A 19,918-nucleotide genomic window follows, 5' to 3' on the forward strand; every position below is an offset into this window, starting at 1 on the left:
TGATCCGGGGGCCGTCGTCCGACCCTCTCACTCACTGCGTCGAACGGGAACGGCTCGGATCGACATCGGTGGCGGATGCGCTCCGGCGGGCCCGGCGGTCGGGTCCGGTCGCCGCCGCCACGGTCCACCCCGCGGCGATGGCCGACGCCGCGACGATGCCCGAAGGCAGGGTGCCGAGCGACGACATCGCCGCAGCGCCGAGCAGCAGCAGCATGGCGCCGGCGAGCTGCAGCGTCGCGAGGCGCGGGAGCGCGCCGACCGCCCGCACGCGCAGGCCCACGAACGCGAGCGCGCCCGCGAGGGCGGTGCTGAGCGCGGGGACCATGGCGCGCTCGGCCCACATGGCGACGCGCGACGCCTCGTAGCTGACGCCGCCCGCGTCGTGCACGAGCGCGTCGACGAGCAGCAGCGCGAAGAGCATGATCGTGGGCGCGACCGCGATGATGCCGATCGCCGCCAGCTGGCCCGCGCGCTCGCGCGGCGCATCCCAGGTGGCGCGCACGATGAGCGCCGCCCAGCCGAGCGCGAGCGCGCCGAGCGCGACGATCCCGATCGCGGGCCACAGGAGCGCCGCCTGGTCGTCGCAGACCCAGTCCTCGCCGACGAACGCGCAGCCGAAGCGCAGCCGCGCCTGCAGGTAGCTGGCCGGCGACAGCCCGACGAGCACGCTGGCGACGAAGCCGATCACGAGCGTCCACAGCGCCGTGGCGCGAGCCGCGCGCGTGCGCGCGGTGTCCCGGGTCATGCGCCCATCATGCTCCTGTCGGCGCTACTCCCACTCGATGGTGCCCGGCGGCTTCGACGTGACGTCGAGCACGACCCGGTTGACCTCGGGCACCTCGTTCGTGATGCGGTTCGAGATGCGCGCGAGCACGTCGTAGGGCAGCCGCGTCCAGTCGGCGGTCATCGCGTCCTCGCTCGAGACCGGGCGCAGCACGACGGGGTGGCCGTAGGTGCGGCCGTCGCCCTGCACGCCCACCGAGCGCACGTCGGCGAGCAGCACCACGGGGCACTGCCAGATCTCGCCGTCGAGGCCGGCGGCCGACAGCTCGGCGCGCGCGATCGCATCCGCCCGTCGCAGCGTGTCGAGGCGCTCCTCGGTGACCTCGCCGATGATGCGGATGCCGAGGCCCGGGCCGGGGAACGGCTGTCGGCCGACGATCGCCTCGGGCAGGCCCAGCTCGCGGCCGATCGCGCGCACCTCGTCCTTGAACAGCGCGCGCAGCGGCTCGATGAGCTGGAACTGCAGGTCGTCGGGCAGGCCGCCGACGTTGTGGTGGCTCTTGATGTTGGCCGCGCCCGTGCCGCCGCCCGACTCGACGACGTCGGGGTAGAGCGTGCCCTGCACGAGCCAGCGGATCGGCTCGCCGTCGGCGGCCGCCTCCGCGGCGAGGTCGCGCTCGGCCTGCTCGAAGACGCGGATGAACTCGCGCCCGATGATCTTGCGCTTCTCCTCCGGGTCCGTCACGCCCTTCAGGGCCTGCATGAACCGCTCCCGCGCATCCACCGTCACGAGCCTGACGCCCGTCGAGGCGACGTAGTCCTCCTCGACCTGGCGGCGCTCGTCCTGCCGCAGCAGGCCGTGGTCGACGAAGACGCAGACGAGCTGGTCGCCGATCGCCTCGTGCACGAGCGCGGCGGCCACGGCCGAGTCGACGCCGCCCGAGAGGGCGCACAGGACCTTGTCGGAGCCGACCTGCTCGCGGATGCGCGCGACCTGCTCCTCGATGATGTTCCCCGAGTCCCAGTCGCCCGGGAGCCCGGCGATCTCGTGCAGGAACGACGACAGCACGCGCTGGCCGTGCTCGGAGTGCTTGACCTCCGGGTGCCACTGCACGCCGGCCATCCTCCGCTCGCGGTGCTCGAACGCCGCGACCGGGGTGTCGACGGTCGTCGCGAGCACCGTGAAGCCCTCCGGCGCCTCGGAGACCGAGTCGCCGTGGCTCATCCACACCGTCTGCGCCTCGGGCTGGCCGTGCAGCAGCGTGCCGGGCGCGTCGACGGTGACCGCCGTCGAGCCGTACTCGCGGTTGCCGGTGCGGGCGACCGTGCCGCCGAGCTGCGCCGCCATCACCTGGAAGCCGTAGCAGATGCCGAACGTGGGCACCCCGAGCTCGAGGATGCCCTCGTCGAGGCGGGGCGCGCCCGGCTCGTAGACGCTCGACGGGCCGCCCGAGAGCACGATCGCCGCCGGATCCTTGGCGCGCACCTCCTCGGCGGTGATCGTCGAGGGCACGATCTCGCTGTAGACGTCGGCCTCGCGCACGCGGCGCGCGATGAGCTGCGCGTACTGCGCGCCGAAGTCGACGACGAGCACGGGACGCTGGGCGGTGTCGGACATCAGGACTCCCGGTGGGCGGAGGCGGTGGCGGATGCGCTGTCCCGGGCGGCCCTCTCGGCCTCCAGGCGAGCGACGTCGGCGAGCGCGATGCGGTGCATGCGGCGCTCGACGAAGAAGGAGAGGAACGGCACGACGCCGCCGGCGGCCATGGCGAGCAGGCGCGCGAACGGCCAGCGCAGCAGGCTCCAGAGGCGGAACGACGCGAGCAGGTAGACGACGTAGATCCAGCCGTGCACGATGAGGATCGCGAGCGAGATGTTGAACCCGTCGCCGAGCGAGACGATCTCGCAGCCCATGCCGCCGGGCACGAACAGCGAGTACCACTGGCACCCGTCGCCGGGCACGACCGGCTGCAGCGACAGCGGGCCGCCGGAGCCGCCCGAGAAGACCTCGACGTGGCTCGGCGCGTACTTCAGCACCATCTCGGCCACGAGCAGCAGCAGGAAGACGCCCGTCACCCACGACATGACGCGGTAGAAGGTGACCGCGGAGCGGATCTGCGGGAGCTGGTCGATGGGGCGCGGCACGGTGTCCAGCCTATCCGCGCGCGGGTGCGCCGCCGGCGGCGGCAGCGGCTGCCTCCGCGTCCTCGATCGCCTCGACCTCGCGCTCGAGGGCGTCCTTGACGAGCCGGTACCAGAGGTAGAAGGCGAAGAGCATGAAGGCGATCCACTCGACGGCGTAGAAGATGTTGAGCGCGTTCAGCTGGGTGTCGACGACGGGCCGCATCGACACGATCGGCTCGCCGCCCGCGTCGAGGGCCCCGGATGCGGCTGCCGACGGCTCGTCGAGGATCGCGTACGTGCCGTAGACGCGGCCGTCCCAGCCCTCCCACTCGTTGATGAGCGCCGCGACGCTCATCGCCTCGCGGGTGTCGCCCTGGATGTCGCCCATCGTGGGCGCCTCGGTCGGCATCAGCCGCCCGACCAGCTCGGCCGGCGCATCCGCCGCTCCCGCCGCGAGCGCGGCGGCGTGCGCCTCGGCCGCCGCCGGCTCGGCGAACCACGCGACCGCGACCGGCAGCGAGACGGGCTCCCCCGAGGGCTGCTCGGCGAGCACGCGGCCGATCACCCACGTGCCCTGCGCGTCGTGCTGCGTGCGCCCGGCGAGGGTGTCGAAGTCGCCCGGCGCCCACGCGCCCGAGAACGACACCATGCGGCCGCCCGCCTCGGTGGTGAGGGATGCGTTCGGCTCGGCCACGCTCGTGAGCGGCACCGCGGTCTCGGTGTCGCGCTCGTCGGCCTGGCCCTGCTCGACGGCCCGCTCGATCTGCCACTGGCCGAGGAGCGCGAAGACGGCCGCGACCGCGAGGCAGCCCAGCAGCGCGGCGATCCAGCGCGGCCGCACGGCGACCTGCCGGAAGGTGGGGATGGGGGCGCTCATAGGCACGCCCATCCTACCGGCGGATCAGGCCGCCGGCTCCTTCCGCGTGCCCACGGTGTCGGCCGTCGGCAGGGCGCTCAGCGGGATGATCTCGGGCGCCTCGGTGCGCGCGCGGTCGGCCGACTCGTCGTCCGGCAGCTGCTGGCTCGCGAGCTCGGCCGCCACCCGCTTGTTGTAGGTGTTGATCTCCTTCTCGATGCGCGCCTCGTCCCAGCCCAGCACCTCCGCCATGATGCGCGCGGCGACGGGCGCCGCCGCGACGCCGCGGTCCCACGACTCGATCGAGATGCGGGTGCGGCGGGCGAGCACGTCGTCGAGGTGCAGCGCGCCCTCGTGGGTGCAGGCGTAGCGCACCTCGGCGCCGATGTAGTCGTCGGCCCCGGGCAGCGGCTCGGCGAGCTGCGGCTCCTGCTTGATCATGTCGAGCAGCTCGTCGGTGAGCACGCCGTAGCGGTTGAGCAGGTGCTCGACGCGCGCCTTGTGCAGGCCGAACGCGCGCGCGATCTTCGCGCGCTTGTTCCAGGCGGCGCGGTAGCCGGTCGCGCCGAGCAGCGGGATCTGCTCGGTGCACGACTCGGGCACCTTGCCGTCGATGGCGCTCACGGCCTCGTCGATCGCATCCTTGGCCATCACGCGGTAGGTGGTCCACTTGCCGCCGGCGACGAGCACGAGGCCCGGCACCGTGTGCGAGACGTGGTGCTCGCGCGACAGGTTGGCGGTCGACGAGCCGTCGCCCGCCGCGAGCAGCGGCCGCAGCCCCGCGTAGACGCCCTCGACGTCGGCGCGGGTGAGCTTCGTCGCCAGCACCGTGTTGACGTTGTCGAGGATGTAGTCGATGTCGGCCGCGGTCGCCGCCGGGTGCGCCTTGTCGAGGTTCCAGTCGGTGTCGGTCGTGCCGAGGATCCAGTGGCGGCCCCACGGGATGACGAAGAGCACGCTCTTCTCGGTGCGCAGCAGCAGCCCCATCTCGGAGTGGAAGCGGTCGCGCGGCACCACGAGGTGCACGCCCTTCGAGGCGCGCACCTTGAACTCGCCGCGCTCCCCGACCATCGCCTGCGTCTCGCCCGTCCAGACGCCGGTCGCGTTCACGACCTGCTTCGCGCGGATCTCGAACTGCTCGCCGGTCTCGTAGTCGTGCGCCTGCACGCCCACGACCCGCTCGCCGACCTTCAGGAACCCCTCCGCCCGCACGCGGCTCGCGACGTGGGCGCCGTAGAAGGATGCGGTGCGCGCGAGCTCGGCGACGTAGCGGGCGTCGTCGACCTGGGCGTCGTAGTACGTGAGCCCGCCGACGAAGGCGTCGGGGTCGAGCGACGGGATCTGCTTGAGCACCTGCTTCTTCGTGAGGTGCCGGTGGATGGGCACGCCCGGCTTCATGAAGCCCGTGTAGCTGAAGATGTCGTACAGCGCCATGCCTGCGCCGATGTAGGCGCGCTCGATGAGCGGCTTCTCGAGCGGGTACAGGAACCGCACCGGCTTCGCGAGGTGCGGCGCGATGCGCTGCAGCAGCAGGCCCCGCTCGATGAGCGCCTCGCGCACGAGGCCGAAGTTCAGCTGCTCGAGGTAGCGGATGCCGCCGTGGATGAGCTTCGACGAGCGGCTCGACGTGCCCGACGCGAAGTCGCGCGCCTCGATCAGGCCCACGCGCAGGCCGCGGGTGACCGCGTCGAGCGCGGCGCCCGTGCCAACGATGCCGCCGCCGATCACGAGCACGTCGACCTCGCGGTCGCGCATGGTGGCGATCGCGGCGGCGCGCTCCTCCGGGCCGAGCTTCCTCGACCGACTGACGCTGTTGGTGGTCTCCGACATGGCTCCTCCTTGGTTGCTCGCCCGAGTGCCGGGCGGATCTAGCGCGGCGGGTTGGCCTCCACGACCACGTCGATCCGCTGGAACTCCTTGAGGTCCTTGTAGCCGGTCGTCGACATGGCCTTGCGCAGGGCGCCCATGATGTTGGCGGTGCCGTCGGCCGACGGCGACGGGCCGTTCAGCACGACGTCGAGCTGGCCGACCTGGTCGACCTGCACGCGGTTGCCGCGAGGCAGCTTCTGGTTGTGCGCCTCAGGGCCCCAGTGCCAGCCCCGGCCCGGCGCATCCGTCGCCCGCGCGAGCGCGGTGCCGAGCATCACGGCGTCGGCGCCGCACGCGAGCGACTTCACGATCTGGCCCGACGTGCCGAGCGAGCCGTCGGCGATGACGTGCACGTAGCGGCCGCCCGACTCGTCGAGGTAGTCGCGGCGCGCGGCGGCGACGTCGCTCACCGCGGTCGCCATGGGCGCGGCGACGCCGAGCACCTTCTCGCTCGTCGAGGCGGCGCCGCCGCCGAAGCCGACGAGCACGCCCGCGGCGCCGGTGCGCATGAGGTGCAGCGCCGCCGTGTAGGTCACGACGCCGCCGACCACGACCGGCACGTCGAGCTCGTAGATGAAGCGCTTGAGGTTGAGGGGCGCGCCCGACTCGGCCGAGACGTGCTCGGCGCTCACCGTCGCGCCGCGGATGACCATGAGCTCGACGCCCGCGGCGAGCACGGTCTCGTAGTGCTCCTGCACCGCCTGCGGGCTCAGGCTGCCGGAGACGACCACGCCGGCGTCGCGGATCTGCGCGAGGCGGTCGCGGATGAGCTCGGGCTTGATGGGCTCGGCGTAGATCTCGCGCATGCGGTTCGTCGCGAGGTCGGCGGGGAGCCCTGCGATCTCGGCGAGCAGCGGCTCGGGGTCGTCGTAGCGGGTCCAGACGCCCTCGAGGTTGAGCACGCCGAGCCCGCCGGCCCTGCCGAGCGCGATCGCGGTGGCGGGGCTCATCACCGAGTCGGTGGGTGCGCCGAGCACCGGGATGTCGAACTTGAAGGCGTCGATCTGCCACTGCAGCGACACGAGGTCGCTGTCGCGCGTGCGCCGCGACGGCACGATGCTGATGTCGTCGAAGCCGTAGCCCATCCGGGCGCGCTTGCTGCGGCCGATCTCGATCTCCGTCACGCTCCCCAGCCTATCCCGGGCCGCCCCGGAGCCGACCCAGAGCCGCCCGGGAGCGCCCCCAGCGCCGCCCGATGGTCAGAGCACGCTCTTGATGCGCAGCAGCGCCGCCTCCAGCTCGTCGCGCACCCGGGTCGCGGCCGCGGCCGACATGCGCTCGCCGCGGTCGGCGCGCACCGCGTCGCGCACCTGCTGCCGGAAGTCGTTGAGCGCGAGGTCGACGTCGTGGATCGCGATGCGCGCGGCCGCCCGCCCGGGCGCCGACGGCGCATCCGCCCGCTCCTCCGGCTCCGGCCGCGGTGCGCTCCACGGGTTCTGCACCGGCCGCTCGGGGGGCGCGGATGCGTCGGGCCGGGCGGGCTCGGGAGGCCGCGGCGCGCTCGACCACGAGGGCGCGCTCGGCGCGCTGCGCGCTTCGCGCTCGGCCGCGGCGAGGTCGGCCCGCAGCGCCTGCATGGCGCTCTTGACGCCCGCCCGCACGTCGGAGGCCATCCGCCGCACCGAGTCGGTGATCTCGCCCTCGAGGTCGCGCAGCTCGCCCTGCCGGGCGGCGAGCTCGGCGCGGCCCGCGTCGGTGATCTCGTAGGTGGTCTTGCGGCCGTCGGCGGTCTTCGTCAGCAGCCCCTCCTCCTCGAGCTTCGCGAGCCGCGGGTAGATGGTGCCCGCGCTCGGCGAGTACGTGCCGCCGAAGCGCTGCTCGAGCGCCTGCATGAGCTCGTAGCCGTGGCGCGGCGCCTCGGCGAGCAGGCTCAGCAGGTAGAGGCGGAGCGCCCCGTGGCCGAAGACGGGCGTCATGCGTCCCTCCGCACGACGGTGATGTCGCCCGAGACGGTGTTGGCCGAGAAGCCGAAGGCGCTCGCGCCGTCGATCGTCTCGCTGCCGCCGCGCTTCGGCAGCGAGCGGCCGACGACGCTGCCGCGGCCCGAGACGGTGCGCGTGGTGGCGCGCACGCCCTGGCCGGCGTCGAGCCGCAGCGTCACGTCGGCCGAGACGGTGTTGGCCGAGATGCTGCGGGGCGAGCCATGCACGTCGAGCAGCACCTCGCCACTGACGGTGTCGACGCCGATGTCGGTGAGGGCGCCGCTCGCGGTGACGTCGGCCGAGACCGCGTGCACCGAGAGGGAGCCCGCGCCGCCCGAGACCTCGACGTCGCCGGAGACGGTGTTGAGGTCGAGGTCGCCGCGGTGCGACTCGACCTGCAGCGGGCCCGACACGGTGCTGAGGGTCGCCTGGCCGCTGAGGCCCGAGACGAGGGCGGATGCGCTCACCTGGCCGAGCGACAGCGCCACCTGCCGGGGCACGAGGATGCTCAGCTCGACCCGGGCGCGCACGCCCACGAGGGCCTTCACCGACTCCCACACGTCGTCCCAGCTCACGCGCGGGTGCGCGATCGAGAGCCGCCCCTGCTCGAGCGTGACGGTGAGGTCGCGCCCCTCGACCCGGTGCACCTCGACGCGCGCCGTCGGCTCGTCGTGCCCGACGATGTCGACGCTGCCGCCGACCACGCCGACGCGCAGCGACTGCACCGCGTCGAGGTCGATCACGCGGCTCTGGCCCTCGGCGATCGTCCACCGCTCGGTGATCGCGTCGGCGCCCGAGGCGCCCGCGCCCGATGCGCTGCGCGGCCTCGTGTCGCCGCTCTCCCACTGCTGCTCCATGCTGAGCTCCTCCCGCTCACTCGCGATATATCGCGTCTGCTGCAACACACGATATATCGCGTTTTCGCGCCGCACAACCCCGAGTTCGCAGACGTGCCCGCGCCCATCCGCCATGCGCCTCTCGCCGCGCCCCTGCGGCAGCGAGTGGGGCAGGTGCGCCCGAGCGGGGCTGGCGCGCCGGCCCCGCTCGGGCGCAGCCGCCCCACTCGGCGAGCCGGGCGGGCTCCCGGGCAGCGATGGTCGTCGCGGGGCGAGACAGCGGTTGTGCACAGCGCGGCGCTCAGCCGGCGACGCGCGTGAACGGATGCGGCATGGTGCCGCGCATGGACCTCGACATCCTCGCCGTCGACGCCGGGGAGCCGATGCGCCTCCGGCGCGCTCCGGAGCTGCGGCGCATCCGGCGCGGCGCCTACGTCGACCGGGCGGCGTACGCGGCGCTCCCCGAGCACGGCCGGCACGCGGTCGCGGTGCGCGCCGTCGCCCTCACGCGTCCCGGCGCCGTATTCGCCCGCGAGTCGGCGCTCGCGCTCGCGGGCCTGCCGCACGGGCGACCGCGCGAGGTGTTCACGATCGGCGACCCCGGCGCCTCGGGTCGCCGCCACGGCGTGGTCAGCGCACGCGTCGCCATCGCCGACGACGACGTCATCGTCGAGGACGGCATCGCGCGCTGCACCACCGCCTACGCGCTCGCGCACCTCGCGCGGGTCGGACGCCAGGTCGACGCGGTGAGCGCGCTCGACGAGGCGCTCCGGCTCGAGGCGGTCACGAAGGACGAGGTGACGGATGCGCTCGGCCGCCAGGGCGCGCGGGGCCGGCGACGCGCATCCTGGGTGGTCGCGTTCGCCGACCCGCGCTCGCAGTCGGTCGGCGAGTCGTGGAGCCGCGTGGCGATCCACCGCATCGGCGCGCCGGCACCGCAGCTGCAGGTCGAGGTCGCGACGCGGCTCGGCTCCCGCTACCCCGACTTCCTCTGGGAGCGGCCCGGGATGCGGCCGCTGGGCGGGGAGTTCGACGGCGCGTGGAAGTACGGCGTGATCGCGGAGTCGAACGGCGTGCAGGCGGTCGACGCGGTGATCGCCGAGAAGCGCCGCGACGACGCGCTGCGCGAGCACATCGACACGCTGCACTGGATGTGGGACGCGGCGCAGCGCCCGGAGCTGCTGCGCGCGATGCTCGCGCAGGCGCACCTGCCCGTGGGCGGCGCCCTGCTGCCCGGCTGGTGAGCCCGCGCCGCGTCGGCGCCGCCGACTGGGGCGGCTGCGCACCGCTGGGGCGGGCGCGCCGACCCCGCTCGGGCGCGAGCGCCCCACTCGCCGAGGCGGCAGCCCGAGCGCGCCGGGCTAGCGGCGGTAGTTCGGCGCCTCGACCACCATCTGGATGTCGTGGGGGTGCGACTCCTTGAGCCCCGCGGCGGTGATCTGCACGAAGCGGCCCTTCTGCTGCAGCTCCTCGATCGTGCGCGCGCCCGTGTAGAACATCGACTGCCGCAGGCCGCCGACGAGCTGGTACGCGACCGAGCCGAGCGGGCCGCGGTACGGCACCTGGCCCTCGATGCCCTCGGCGATCAGCTGCTCGTCGCTCGGCACGTCGGCCTGGAAGTAGCGGTCGCGCGAGTACGACGTCTTCTTGCCGCGCGTCTGCATCGCGCCGAGCGAGCCCATGCCGCGGTACGTCTTGAACTGCTTGCCGTTCACGAGCACCAGGTCGCCCGGGCTCTCGTTGGTGCCGGCGAGCAGCGAGCCGAGCATGACCGACGAGCCGCCGGCGACGAGCGCCTTCGCGATGTCGCCCGAGTACTGCAGGCCGCCGTCGGCGATGATCGGGATGCCGGTGCCCGCGTCGTGCGCGGCGCGCGCGGCGTCGTAGATGGCCGAGACCTGCGGCACCCCGACGCCCGAGACGACGCGGGTGGTGCAGATCGAGCCCGGTCCGACGCCGACCTTCACGGCGTCGACGCCCGCCTCGATGAGCGCCGCGGCGCCCTCGTAGGTCGCGACGTTGCCGCCGATGATGTCGATCTCGGCGAAGCGCGCGTCGACCTTCAGGCGCGCCACCATGTCGAGCACGCCCTGGCTCTCGCCGTTGGCCGTGTCGACGACGATCACGTCGACGCCGGCCTCCGCGAGCGCCTCGGCCCGCTCGAACGCGTCGCCGAAGAAGCCGATCGCGGCGCCGACGCGGAGCCGCCCGTGGGCGTCCTTCGTGGCGTTCGGGTACTGCTCGACCTTGTCGAAGTCCTTCACCGTGATGAGGCCGCCGAGGCGCCCGTCCTCGTCGATGAGCGGCAGCTTCTCGAGCTTCGTCTGGTGGAAGATCTCGAAGGCGTCCTCGCGGGAGATGCCGACCTTCGCGGTCTTGAGCGGCGACGGGGTCATCACGTCGCGCACGAGCGTCGTCGCGAACTCGTCGCGGGGCACGAAGCGCATGTCGCGGTTCGTGACGATGCCGACGAGCACGCCCGTCTCGTCGACGACCGGCAGGCCCGAGACCTTGAACTCGCCGCAGATGCGGTCGACCTCCTCGATCGTCGCGTCGGCGTGCGTTGTGACGGGATCGGTGATCATGCCCGACTCCGACCGCTTCACGCGGTCGACCATCCCGGCCTGGTCGGCGATCGAGAGGTTGCGGTGCACGATGCCGATGCCGCCCTGGCGGGCCATCGCGATGGCCATGCGGTCCTCGGTCACGGTGTCCATCGCGCTCGACACGAGCGGGATGGCGAGGCGGATGCGGCGGGAGAGCCGCGTGCCGGTGTCGGCCTCGCTCGGGATCACATCCGTGCGGCCCGGCAGCAGCATGACGTCGTCGTAGGTGAGGCCGATCGGCCCGAACGGGTTGCGCATCTCCATCGCCTCCATCGTATCGATTCGGTTACGGTCCAGCGGCATCCCGGTGAAGAACGGCGCAGGGCTCTGCAATTGGACGATCGGCGGTCCAGGCGGCCGCTACTGTGTCACCACCGATGTAACGGGCATCCTGCGAACCGCATTCCTGCGGCCCCGCCCGCCCCACAGCATGGAGGACATGTGAAGACGTCCAGCAGACCGCGACGGAGCGGGCTGCGGCGAGCGATCGCCGTTGCCCTGGCCGTCATGGGGATGGTGGCAGGAGGCGCGACCGCGGTCGCCGCCGCTCCCCTCCCCGCGACCGAGCAGCCCAGCCCGTTCAGCTTCAACGGCATCATCCGGGACGGCCAGGAGCCGGTCGAGGGCGTCGCGATCACCGTCACCGGCAACGGGGTGGATGAGACGGCCGAGACGGGCGCGGACGGCCGGTGGTCGGTCGGCGTGCCCGAGCGCGGCACCTACACCGTCTCGATCGACACGTCGACGCTGCCCGAGGGGCTGACCCTCCGCGATCCGTCGTTCGAGAGCCGCGAGTTCGAGATCGGCGGCTCGAGCTCGGTGGGCGTGCTGTTCCCGTTCGGCGAGTCCTCGGGCGGCTCCGGCGGCACCGGTGGCAACACCGGCACCGGCGGCAACACGGGCACGGGCGGCGAGGGCGGCACGGGCGGAGAGCCCGCGACCGGCGGCGAGGGTTCGCCGGGCGGCGAGACCTCCACGGGCACCTCCTCGAACGACTTCGGCTCGCAGCTGCTCTCGCGCATCATCTCGGGCCTCAACTTCGGCCTGCTGCTGGCCCTCGCCGCGATCGGCATCACGCTCATCTTCGGCACCACCGGCGTCAACAACTTCGCGCACGGCGAGCTGCTGACCTTCGGCGGCATCGTCTTCTACGTCACGACGACGCTCGTGAACTGGCCGGCCTGGATCGCGATCGTCTTCACGCTCGCCGCCTCCGCGGCCTTCGGCTGGCTGCACGACTGGGGCATCTTCAAGCCGCTGCGGCGCCGCCGCGTGGGGCTCGTGCAGGTGCTGATCGTGACGATCGGCCTCTCCATCGCGCTGCGGTACTTCTACCAGTTCCTCATCGGCGGCGGCACGTACGGCCTCTCGGTCGACCGCGGCCCGGTCCTGCAGATCGGCCCCGTGCTCATGACGACGTCGAACGTCGTCAGCACCGTCATCGCGATCGTCGTGCTCATCGCCGTGGGCCTCTTCCTCACCCGCACGCGCATCGGCAAGGCCACGCGCGCGGTGAGCGACAACGCGAGCCTCGCCGCCGCATCCGGCATCGACGTCGACCGGGTCATCCGCATCGTCTGGGTGCTCGCGGGCCTCCTCACCGGCGGCGCGGGCATCCTCTACACCTACTTCATCGGCGCGAACATCAAGTGGGACGTGGGCTTCACGATCCTGCTGCTGCTCTTCGCCGGCGTCACCCTCGGCGGCCTCGGCAGCGCCTTCGGCGCGCTCGTCGGCGCGGTGATCATCGGCCTCGTCACCGAGATCTCGACGCTGTTCATCGCACCCGACCTGCGCTACGCGATCGCGCTGCTGGTGCTCATCCTCGTGCTGCTCTTCCGACCGCAGGGCATCCTGGGTCGACGGGAAAGGATCGGCTGACATGGACTTCCTCAGCATCCTCAACACCGCTGCGGGCGAGATCCTCTCCCCCACCACGGCCGCCTTCGCGCTCGCGACCATCGGCCTGAACATCCACTTCGGCTACTCGGGCCTGCTGAACTTCGGCCAGGCCGGTTTCATGGCGATCGGCGCGTACGCGTTCGCGATCTTCACGATGATGGCCGACCCGACCGCGACGCTCGGCTGGCCCGCGTGGCTGTCGTCCCTCACCGCGGTGATCGTCGCGATCGTGGCGGCGGTGGTGTTCGCGCTCATCCTCGGCATCCCGACGCTGCGGCTGCGCGGCGACTACCTCGCGATCGTCACGATCGCGGCCGCCGAGATCATCCGCTTCACCGTGCGCACGCAGGACCTCACCGCCGTCACCGGCGGCTCGCAGGGCCTGCGCGGTCAGGACTACAAGGGCGACTTCGACGCCATGAACCCCCTGACCGGCACGACCTACGGCTTCGGCCCGTGGACGGCGACCGCCTACGACACCTGGGTGCGCATCATCGCGTGGTCGCTCGTGATCGTCGCGCTCGTGCTCGTGTGGCTGCTCATGCGCAGCCCGTGGGGCCGCGTCATCAAGGGCATCCGCGAGGACGAGGATGCGGTGCGCTCGCTCGGCAAGAACGTCTACAGCTACAAGATGCAGGCGCTCGTGCTCGGCGGCACGATCGGCGCGATCGCCGGCGTGATGTTCGTGCTGCCCCGCGCGGTGCAGCCCGACAACTTCGCGACGACGATGACCTTCTACATCTGGACGGCGCTGCTGCTCGGCGGCGCGGCCACGGTGTTCGGGCCGCTGCTCGGCTCGATCCTCTTCTGGGTGCTGCTGTCGTTCACCGGCGGCGTCATCAACGTGCTCCACGGCATGGGCCTCTTCGGCGACATGTCCGGCTCGCAGGCCGGCCAGATCCGCTTCGTGCTCATCGGCGTCGCACTGATGCTGCTGGTGGTCTTCCGACCACAGGGCATCCTCGGCAACAAGAAGGAGCTGTCGTTCCATGTCTGACACGACCACACCTCCCCGCACGCATCCGCTCGTCGAGGGCGAGGTGGCCCCCGGCTGCAAGAAGGTCGACGCGATCGTCGTCGCCGACGGCGTCGTGCGGCAGTTCGGCGGCCTCACGGCCGTCGACGTCGAGCACGTCGAGATCCCGCGCGGCATGATCACCGCGCTCATCGGCCCGAACGGCGCCGGCAAGACGACCTTCTTCAACCTGCTCACCGGCTTCGACCGCCCCAACAAGGGCACCTGGTCGTTCGAGGGGCAGTCGCTCGCCCACGTGCCGAGCCACAAGGTGGCACGGCGCGGCATGGTGCGCACCTTCCAGCTGACGAAGTCGCTCGGCCGCCTGACGGTGCTGCAGAACATGCTGCTCGGTGCGCGCGACCAGCGGGGCGAGGGGATGTTCGCGGCGCTCGTGAAGCCGCTGTGGAAGGCGCAGGAGCAGGCCAACACCGAGCGGGCCGACAAGCTGCTCGCCCGCTTCAAGCTCGACACGAAGCGCGAGGACTACGCGGCGTCGCTCTCGGGCGGCCAGCGCAAGCTGCTCGAGATGGCGCGCGCGCTCATGAGCGAGCCGACGCTCGTCATGCTCGACGAGCCGATGGCCGGCGTGAACCCCGCGCTCACCCAGTCGCTGCTCGACCACGTGAAGGGCCTCAAGGACGACGGCATGACGGTGCTCTTCGTCGAGCACGACATGCACATGGTGCGCCACATCTCGGACTGGGTGATCGTGATGGCCGAGGGCCGGGTCGTCGCCGAGGGCCCGCCCGAGACGATCATGCAGAACCAGGCCGTGGTCGACGCCTACCTGGGCGCCCACCACGACACCGACCTCGGCACGCTCACGAACCAGCAGGTGGCGCAGATCCACCACGACGCCGACGCGGACGTCGACGCCGACGACGCATCCGCGCCGACGACGGATGCGTCGGCCGCGTCCACGACGGACGCCGACCAGGAGGAGGGCAGGCGATGACCGCGACCCCCGTGCTCGAGACCAAGGAGCTGGTGGCCGGCTACCTGCCGGGCGTCAACATCCTCAACGGCTGCTCGATCGTCGCCAACCAGGGCGACCTGATCGGCATCATCGGCCCGAACGGCGCCGGCAAGTCGACGCTGCTGAAGGCGGTGTTCGGCCAGGTGAACATCCGCGAGGGCAGCGTGCTGCTGAACGGCGACGACATCACCGGCCTCAAGGCCGACCGGCTGGTCGGCAAGGGCGTCGGCATGGTGCCGCAGAACAACAACGTGTTCCCGTCGCTCACCATCGAGGAGAACCTCGAGATGGGCCTGTTCCAGCAGCCGCGAATGTTCAAGGAGCGCTTCGAGTTCGTCGGCGGCCTCTTCCCCGAGCTCGTGAAGCGTCGCAAGCAGCGCGCCGGCAGCCTCTCGGGCGGCGAGCGGCAGATGGTCGCGATGGGCCGCGCGCTCATGATGGACCCGGCGGTGCTGCTGCTCGACGAGCCGAGCGCGGGCCTCAGCCCCGTGCGCCAGGACGAGACGTTCCTGCGCGTCGCCGAGATCAACAGCCACGGCGTGACGATCGTCATGGTCGAGCAGAACGCGCGCCGCTGCCTGCAGATCGCGCACCGCGCCTACGTGCTCGACCAGGGCAAGGACGCCTACACGGGCACCGGCCGCGAGATGCTCAACGACCCGAAGGTCATCCAGCTCTACCTCGGCACGCTCGCGACCGACGTCGAGGAGAAGGCGCGCACGACGTCGCAGCCGACGGTCGACCCAGGCGTCTGAGGCGCCGGGACGGCGGCACGAGGAAGGGCCCCGCTCGAGAGAGCGGGGCCCTTCCTCGTGGAGTGGTGGTCTCGACTCGTGCGGCGCCCTGCGGGCGCTGCACGGCTCGACCGGCGGGGCGGGGGAATCGCGGGGCCCTGCGGGCGCTGCACGGCTCGACCGGCGGGGGCGGGGAGGTGCGGCGCCTGCGGGCGCTGCACGGCTCGACCGGCGGGGGACGGAAGAGGGCCCCGCCGGAGCGGGGCCCTCTCGTCGCAGGGGCGGGTCACTCGTTGAGCGAGCCCTCCTCGGCGTTCAGGAAGGTGTACTTGTTGTCGGCGCCGTACTGGTAGATGCCGATGAAGGCCTCCGTCGGGTCGCCGTTCTCGTCGAACTCGATCGGACCCGAGGGGCCGTCGTAGTCGATGTCCTCGCCGGCCTCGATCAGCTCCAGGCACTCGGCCACGTCGGTGCACTTCGTGCCCTCGGTGGAGACCGCCTGCATGTTGTCGCGGATCGTGATCGGGTCGGCGCTGCCGCCCTGCGCGGCCGCGAGGGCTGCCAGGATCACGGCGTCGTACGACTCGGGGCCGTAGGAGAAGTCGCCCAGCTCGGGGTCCTGCTCCAGCAGGCGGTCCTTGAAGCCCTCGTCGGCGGGGTTGCCGGGCAGCGTGCCCTTGGCGCCCTCGAGCGTGCCCTCCGGGAAGTTGTAGTCGTTCGACAGGTTGCCGTCGACGAAGTACATGCCGGAGGACGGGAAGCCCTGCGTCGCGAGCTCGGGCACGATCTGCGCCGTCTCGGCGAACGCGATGATCGCGATCGCGTCGGGGTCGCCCTGCATGAGCTCCGACACCTGCGACGTGAAGTTCGTGTCGCCCGGGTTGTAGAGCACGTTGCCGGTGACCGTGCCGCCGGCGGCCTCGACCGCCATCGCCGCGTTCTCCTGCAGGCCCGTGCCGTACGGGTCGTTGATCGTGATGAACCCGACGCTCGCGGCGCCGTCGCCCGTCATGAGGTTGCCGAGCACGCGGCCCTGCAGCACGTCGGAGGGCGCGGTGCGCCAGTAGAACCCGTCGTCCTCGTAGTCGGAGAAGTCGGGCGACGTGTTGGCCGGCGAGATCTGCACGACCTGCGCGTCGATCAGCTGGTCGATGAACGTGAAGGACACGCCCGACGACGCGGCGCCGATGACGACGTCGGCACCGGCCGAGACGAGCTCGCCCGCCGAGGCGGTGGCGATGTCGGTCGTGGTGTCGCCGGAGTCGCGGTGCTGCACGTCGACCTCGAACTCGAAGCCAGCGGCCTCGAGGTCGGCCGCCGCCAGGTCGACGCCCGCGAACTCGGGCGGGCCGAGGAACGCGAGGTTGCCGGTCTGGGGCAGGATCGTGCCGACGACGAACGAGGTGTCGACCTCGCCGCCCTCGTCGGGCCCTGCGGATCCGGACGGCGCCGGCGTGGTGCCGCCGCCGGCGCAGGCTGCGAGCAGCAGGACGCCGGCGGTCGCGGCGCCGAGCGCCGCGGCACGACGGGGGTGCCCGGTGGTGCGAAGGAAGGACTGCACTGTGCTCCTAATTCCTCTGGAGGTGCGCGCTGACGCGTGCATTGGCACAACAGTAGGCGAGCGGCGGACCGTTTTCGGCCGATCCGCGTTACGTCCTGGTAACGGTCTTGGCGCATCCGACCCCCGCTCGGGCTATCCTCGGGCGGCCCTGAGGGACGCAGGTGCGCGCGGCCCTCCCCCGCCGCCTCGCGACCCGCACGCAGGCACGCGCGGGTAGCGTTGCCGCGACGGCGAGGAGCGCGACATGGGACTGTTCAGGCAGAGGACCGCCACCGAGGTCGAGCTGGCCGACCGGAGCGATCGGGCACGGCTGTGGGGTGACACCTTCGGCCGGTTCGCGACGCGGGCGCTGCAGGGCATCATCGTCGTCGTCGCGGTCGCCGGCGTCGTGTTCGCGATGACGCAGCTGACGCTCGTCATCATCCCGGTGACCATCGCGCTCATCCTCGCCTCGGCGTTCGCGCCCGTGATGCGCTGGATGCGCCGCAAGGGCGTGCCGAGCGGGCTCGCGACCGCGGGGGCGATGCTCGCGATCGCGCTCGCGCTCGGCGGCGTGGTGTGGCTCGTCGTGAACGCCGTGCGCTCGCAGCTCGACGAGCTCGTGGCGCAGACGTCCGAGGGCATCGACCAGGTGATCGACTGGGTCTCGACCCTCCCCTTCGCGCCCACCGACGAGCAGATCCAGCAGGGCCGCGACGCCGTCGTCGACTTCCTCACGAGCTCGCAGTTCGGCTCGGGCGCCGTCGCCGGCGCCGCCGCCGCGGCCAACTTCCTCACCGGCCTCGTGCTCATGCTGGTGGTGCTGTTCTTCTTCCTCAAGGACGGCCCGCGCATCTGGGAGTTCCTGCTGCGGCCGCTCGAGGGCGAGCGCTACGCCCGCGGCAAGCGCATCGGCCGCCGCACCGTCGACACCCTCGGCGGCTACGTGCGCGGCACGGCGACGGTCGCGCTCGTCGACGCGGTCGGCATCGGCGTCGTGCTCGCCTTCGCGCAGGTGCCGCTCGCCCTCCCGCTCTCGGTGCTCGTGTTCCTGCTCGCGTTCATCCCGCTCGTGGGCGCCACCGTCGCCGGCGCGCTCGCGACCCTGGTGGCGCTCGTCGCGAACGGCCCCGTCGTGGCGCTCGTGGTCCTCGCGGCCGTCGTGCTCGTGAACCAGCTCGAGGGCAACTTCCTCCAGCCGGTCGTGATGGGGCGCTCGCTGCAGATCCACGAGCTCGTCATCCTCATCGCCCTGACCGTCGGCACGGTGCTCGGCGGCATCGTCGGCGCCGTGCTCTCGGTGCCGATCGCGGCCGTCGCGTGGGGCATCGTGCAGGTGTGGGACGGCGAGGACCGCCCGGCCAGGATGTTCCGGCAGAAGCGGCCGGAGCCGGCGTAGCCGCTCGCTGCGCGCCCGGGCCCGCGCTCCGCGTCAGGCCGCGGCGGGCTCGGGCCGCGGGCGGCGCGCGTGGCGGCCCAGCAGGTCGAGCGACACGAGCGCGAGCGACGCCCAGACGAGCGCGAAGCCGATCCAGCGCTCGAGCGGCATGGGCTCGAGCATCACGAAGGCGCCGAAGAGGAACGAGATGATCGGCGCGAGGTACTGCGTGAACGCGAGCGCCGTGAGCGAGATGCGGCGGGCGGCGGCGGCGAAGGCGAGCAGCGGCACCGCCGTGATGACGCCGAGCCCGACGGTGCCCCAGATGCCGGCGGCGCCGTTCGCGCCGACCGTCACGCCCTGCAGCGAGATCGCGATGCCCATCATCACGAGCGCGGCCGGCAGCGCCGCGACCGTCTCGATCGTGAAGCCCGAGAGCGCGTCGACCGAGCCGCCGACCCGCTTCTTGATGAGCCCGTAGACGCCGAACGAGAGCGCGACCGTCAGGCCGATCCAGGGCACCTCGCCGTAGCCGACGACCATCACGAGCACGCCGAGCGCGCCGAGCCCGACCGCGACCCACTGCACGGGCCGCAGCCGCTCGCCCAGGAAGGCGACGGCGAGCACGACGCTCACGAGCGGGTTGAGGAAGTAGCCGAGGCTCGTCTCGAGCACGCGGTCGCTCAGCACGCCGATGAAGAAGGCCGTCCAGTTGACGAGCACGGCGCAGCCGGCGAGCACGAGCGAGACGGTGTCGCGGCGGCTGCGCAGCACGCCGGCGAGCCTGCTCCAGCCGCGGGTGGCCGCGACGAGCGCGAACCCGACGACCACCGAGGCGATCACCCGCCAGCCGATGAGCTCGAAGCCGTCGATGCCCTTCGTCAGCTGCAGGTAGACGGGGACGACGCCCCAGAAGGCGTACGCGAAGACCGCGTACCAGATGCCGGCGCGCGTGCGCCCGCCCGGGTGCTCACCCATCCGACCCTCCCGAGGCCCGTGATCCGTGGTGGAACTGCGACGGCGGCGCCCCGCGAGGGGGCGCCGCCGTCGATCTCAGCGGAGCGTCAGCGCTCGACGATCGCGAGCACGTCGCGAGCCGAGAGCACCAGGTACTCGTCGGCGCCGAACTTGACCTCGGTGCCGCCGTACTTGGAGTACAGCACCTTGTCGCCCACGGCGACGTCGATCGGGACGCGGTTGCCGTTGTCGTCGACACGACCCGGACCCACGGCCACGACCTCGCCCTCCTGGGGCTTCTCCTTGGCGGTGTCAGGGATGACGAGACCGCTGGCGGTGGTCGTCTCTGCCTCGACCTGCTTGATGACGATGCGGTCCTCGAGCGGCTTGATGGAAACCGACACGGTTGCCTCTTTCTGTCAGATCCTGGGGTGCGCCCGGCAGTGCCGGGCACCTGAGCAAGCCTAGGCGGTCGGC

The 19,918-nt window shown here is 72.3% G+C and carries 18 protein-coding genes; 6 read left to right on the plus strand and 12 right to left on the minus strand.

Annotation, left to right across the window (positions count from 1 at the left end; genetic code table 11):
* Positions 1–31: 31 nt before the first annotated feature.
* From J2X49_RS02330 to J2X49_RS02365, 8 genes are all read right to left on the minus strand, one after another.
* Entirely contained in the window at positions 32–745 is a 714-nt protein-coding gene (locus tag J2X49_RS02330; protein WP_310122054.1) for a hypothetical protein, read from the minus strand.
* A gap of 24 nt (positions 746–769) precedes the next feature.
* The gene (gene guaA / locus J2X49_RS02335; RefSeq protein WP_310122056.1) at positions 770–2,341 is read right to left on the minus strand and encodes a glutamine-hydrolyzing GMP synthase; all 1,572 of its coding nucleotides are present in this window, start codon (positions 2,339–2,341) and stop codon (positions 770–772) included.
* Positions 2,341–2,868, minus strand: coding sequence for a DUF3817 domain-containing protein (locus tag J2X49_RS02340; protein ID WP_310122059.1), 528 nt, complete (start codon positions 2,866–2,868; stop codon positions 2,341–2,343). Before J2X49_RS02340 ends, guaA begins: the two co-directional genes overlap by 1 nt.
* Positions 2,869–2,878: 10 nt before the next feature.
* A complete protein-coding gene (locus J2X49_RS02345; RefSeq protein ID WP_310122062.1) occupies positions 2,879–3,724 on the minus strand; it encodes an SURF1 family cytochrome oxidase biogenesis protein in 846 nt (281 codons plus the stop codon).
* 24 nt (positions 3,725–3,748) lie between these two features.
* Positions 3,749–5,533 carry a glycerol-3-phosphate dehydrogenase/oxidase gene (locus J2X49_RS02350; protein WP_310122067.1) on the minus strand — a complete coding sequence of 595 codons (1,785 nt, stop codon included), beginning with the start codon at positions 5,531–5,533 and terminating at the stop codon, positions 3,749–3,751.
* A gap of 38 nt (positions 5,534–5,571) precedes the next feature.
* Positions 5,572–6,696, minus strand: coding sequence for a GuaB3 family IMP dehydrogenase-related protein (locus tag J2X49_RS02355; RefSeq protein ID WP_146355622.1), 1,125 nt, complete (start codon positions 6,694–6,696; stop codon positions 5,572–5,574).
* Positions 6,697–6,771: 75 nt separating this feature from the next.
* A complete protein-coding gene (locus tag J2X49_RS02360) occupies positions 6,772–7,488 on the minus strand; it encodes a PadR family transcriptional regulator (protein ID WP_310122069.1) in 717 nt (238 codons plus the stop codon).
* The gene (locus J2X49_RS02365) at positions 7,485–8,351 is read right to left on the minus strand and encodes a DUF4097 family beta strand repeat-containing protein (RefSeq protein ID WP_246990369.1); all 867 of its coding nucleotides are present in this window, start codon (positions 8,349–8,351) and stop codon (positions 7,485–7,487) included. Before J2X49_RS02365 ends, J2X49_RS02360 begins: the two co-directional genes overlap by 4 nt.
* A gap of 323 nt (positions 8,352–8,674) precedes the next feature.
* Between J2X49_RS02365 and J2X49_RS02370 the strand changes: the two genes are divergently transcribed.
* Entirely contained in the window at positions 8,675–9,574 is a 900-nt protein-coding gene (locus tag J2X49_RS02370; RefSeq protein WP_310122072.1) for a hypothetical protein, read from the plus strand.
* Positions 9,575–9,691: 117 nt separating this feature from the next.
* Here the strand turns inward: J2X49_RS02370 and guaB are convergent, their stop codons facing one another.
* The gene (gene guaB, locus J2X49_RS02375) at positions 9,692–11,200 is read right to left on the minus strand and encodes an IMP dehydrogenase (protein WP_310122075.1); all 1,509 of its coding nucleotides are present in this window, start codon (positions 11,198–11,200) and stop codon (positions 9,692–9,694) included.
* Between the two features lie 243 nt (positions 11,201–11,443).
* Between guaB and J2X49_RS02380 the strand changes: the two genes are divergently transcribed.
* Genes J2X49_RS02380 through J2X49_RS02395 form a run of 4 tightly spaced genes read left to right on the plus strand, consistent with a single transcriptional unit; the run spans position 11,444 to position 15,587 of the window.
* Positions 11,444–12,817: a branched-chain amino acid ABC transporter permease gene (locus tag J2X49_RS02380; RefSeq protein WP_128190091.1), complete on the plus strand. Its 1,374-nt coding sequence runs from the start codon at positions 11,444–11,446 to the stop codon at positions 12,815–12,817.
* A gap of 1 nt (position 12,818) precedes the next feature.
* Positions 12,819–13,835 carry a branched-chain amino acid ABC transporter permease gene (locus J2X49_RS02385; protein WP_310122081.1) on the plus strand — a complete coding sequence of 339 codons (1,017 nt, stop codon included), beginning with the start codon at positions 12,819–12,821 and terminating at the stop codon, positions 13,833–13,835.
* Complete coding sequence (locus J2X49_RS02390) at positions 13,828–14,811, plus strand: ABC transporter ATP-binding protein (protein WP_310122084.1); 984 nt, start codon at positions 13,828–13,830, stop codon at positions 14,809–14,811. Before J2X49_RS02385 ends, J2X49_RS02390 begins: the two co-directional genes overlap by 8 nt.
* Positions 14,808–15,587, plus strand: a complete 780-nt coding sequence (locus tag J2X49_RS02395) for an ABC transporter ATP-binding protein (protein WP_146355630.1) — start codon at positions 14,808–14,810, stop codon at positions 15,585–15,587. Before J2X49_RS02390 ends, J2X49_RS02395 begins: the two co-directional genes overlap by 4 nt.
* Positions 15,588–15,852: 265 nt before the next feature.
* On the opposite strand, the gene J2X49_RS02400 is transcribed toward J2X49_RS02395, so the two are convergent.
* Entirely contained in the window at positions 15,853–17,127 is a 1,275-nt protein-coding gene (locus tag J2X49_RS02400; protein WP_128190087.1) for an ABC transporter substrate-binding protein, read from the minus strand.
* A gap of 244 nt (positions 17,128–17,371) precedes the next feature.
* Here J2X49_RS02400 and J2X49_RS02405 point away from each other — a divergent pair, with 244 nt between their 5' ends.
* A complete protein-coding gene (locus J2X49_RS02405) occupies positions 17,372–18,505 on the plus strand; it encodes an AI-2E family transporter (RefSeq protein ID WP_128190086.1) in 1,134 nt (377 codons plus the stop codon).
* 33 nt (positions 18,506–18,538) lie between these two features.
* Here the strand turns inward: J2X49_RS02405 and rarD are convergent, their stop codons facing one another.
* Together rarD and groES are read right to left on the minus strand one after the other, a co-directional pair.
* On the minus strand, positions 18,539–19,462 hold the full coding sequence (gene rarD, locus J2X49_RS02410) for an EamA family transporter RarD (RefSeq protein WP_128190085.1): 924 nt from the start codon (positions 19,460–19,462) through the stop codon (positions 18,539–18,541).
* A gap of 86 nt (positions 19,463–19,548) precedes the next feature.
* Complete coding sequence (groES, locus tag J2X49_RS02415) at positions 19,549–19,845, minus strand: co-chaperone GroES (protein WP_128190084.1); 297 nt, start codon at positions 19,843–19,845, stop codon at positions 19,549–19,551.
* Between the last annotated feature and the right edge of the window lie 73 nt (positions 19,846–19,918).

The organism is Agrococcus sp. BE272, from assembly GCF_031457935.1.
GTDB classification, from domain to species: domain Bacteria; phylum Actinomycetota; class Actinomycetes; order Actinomycetales; family Microbacteriaceae; genus Agrococcus; species Agrococcus sediminis.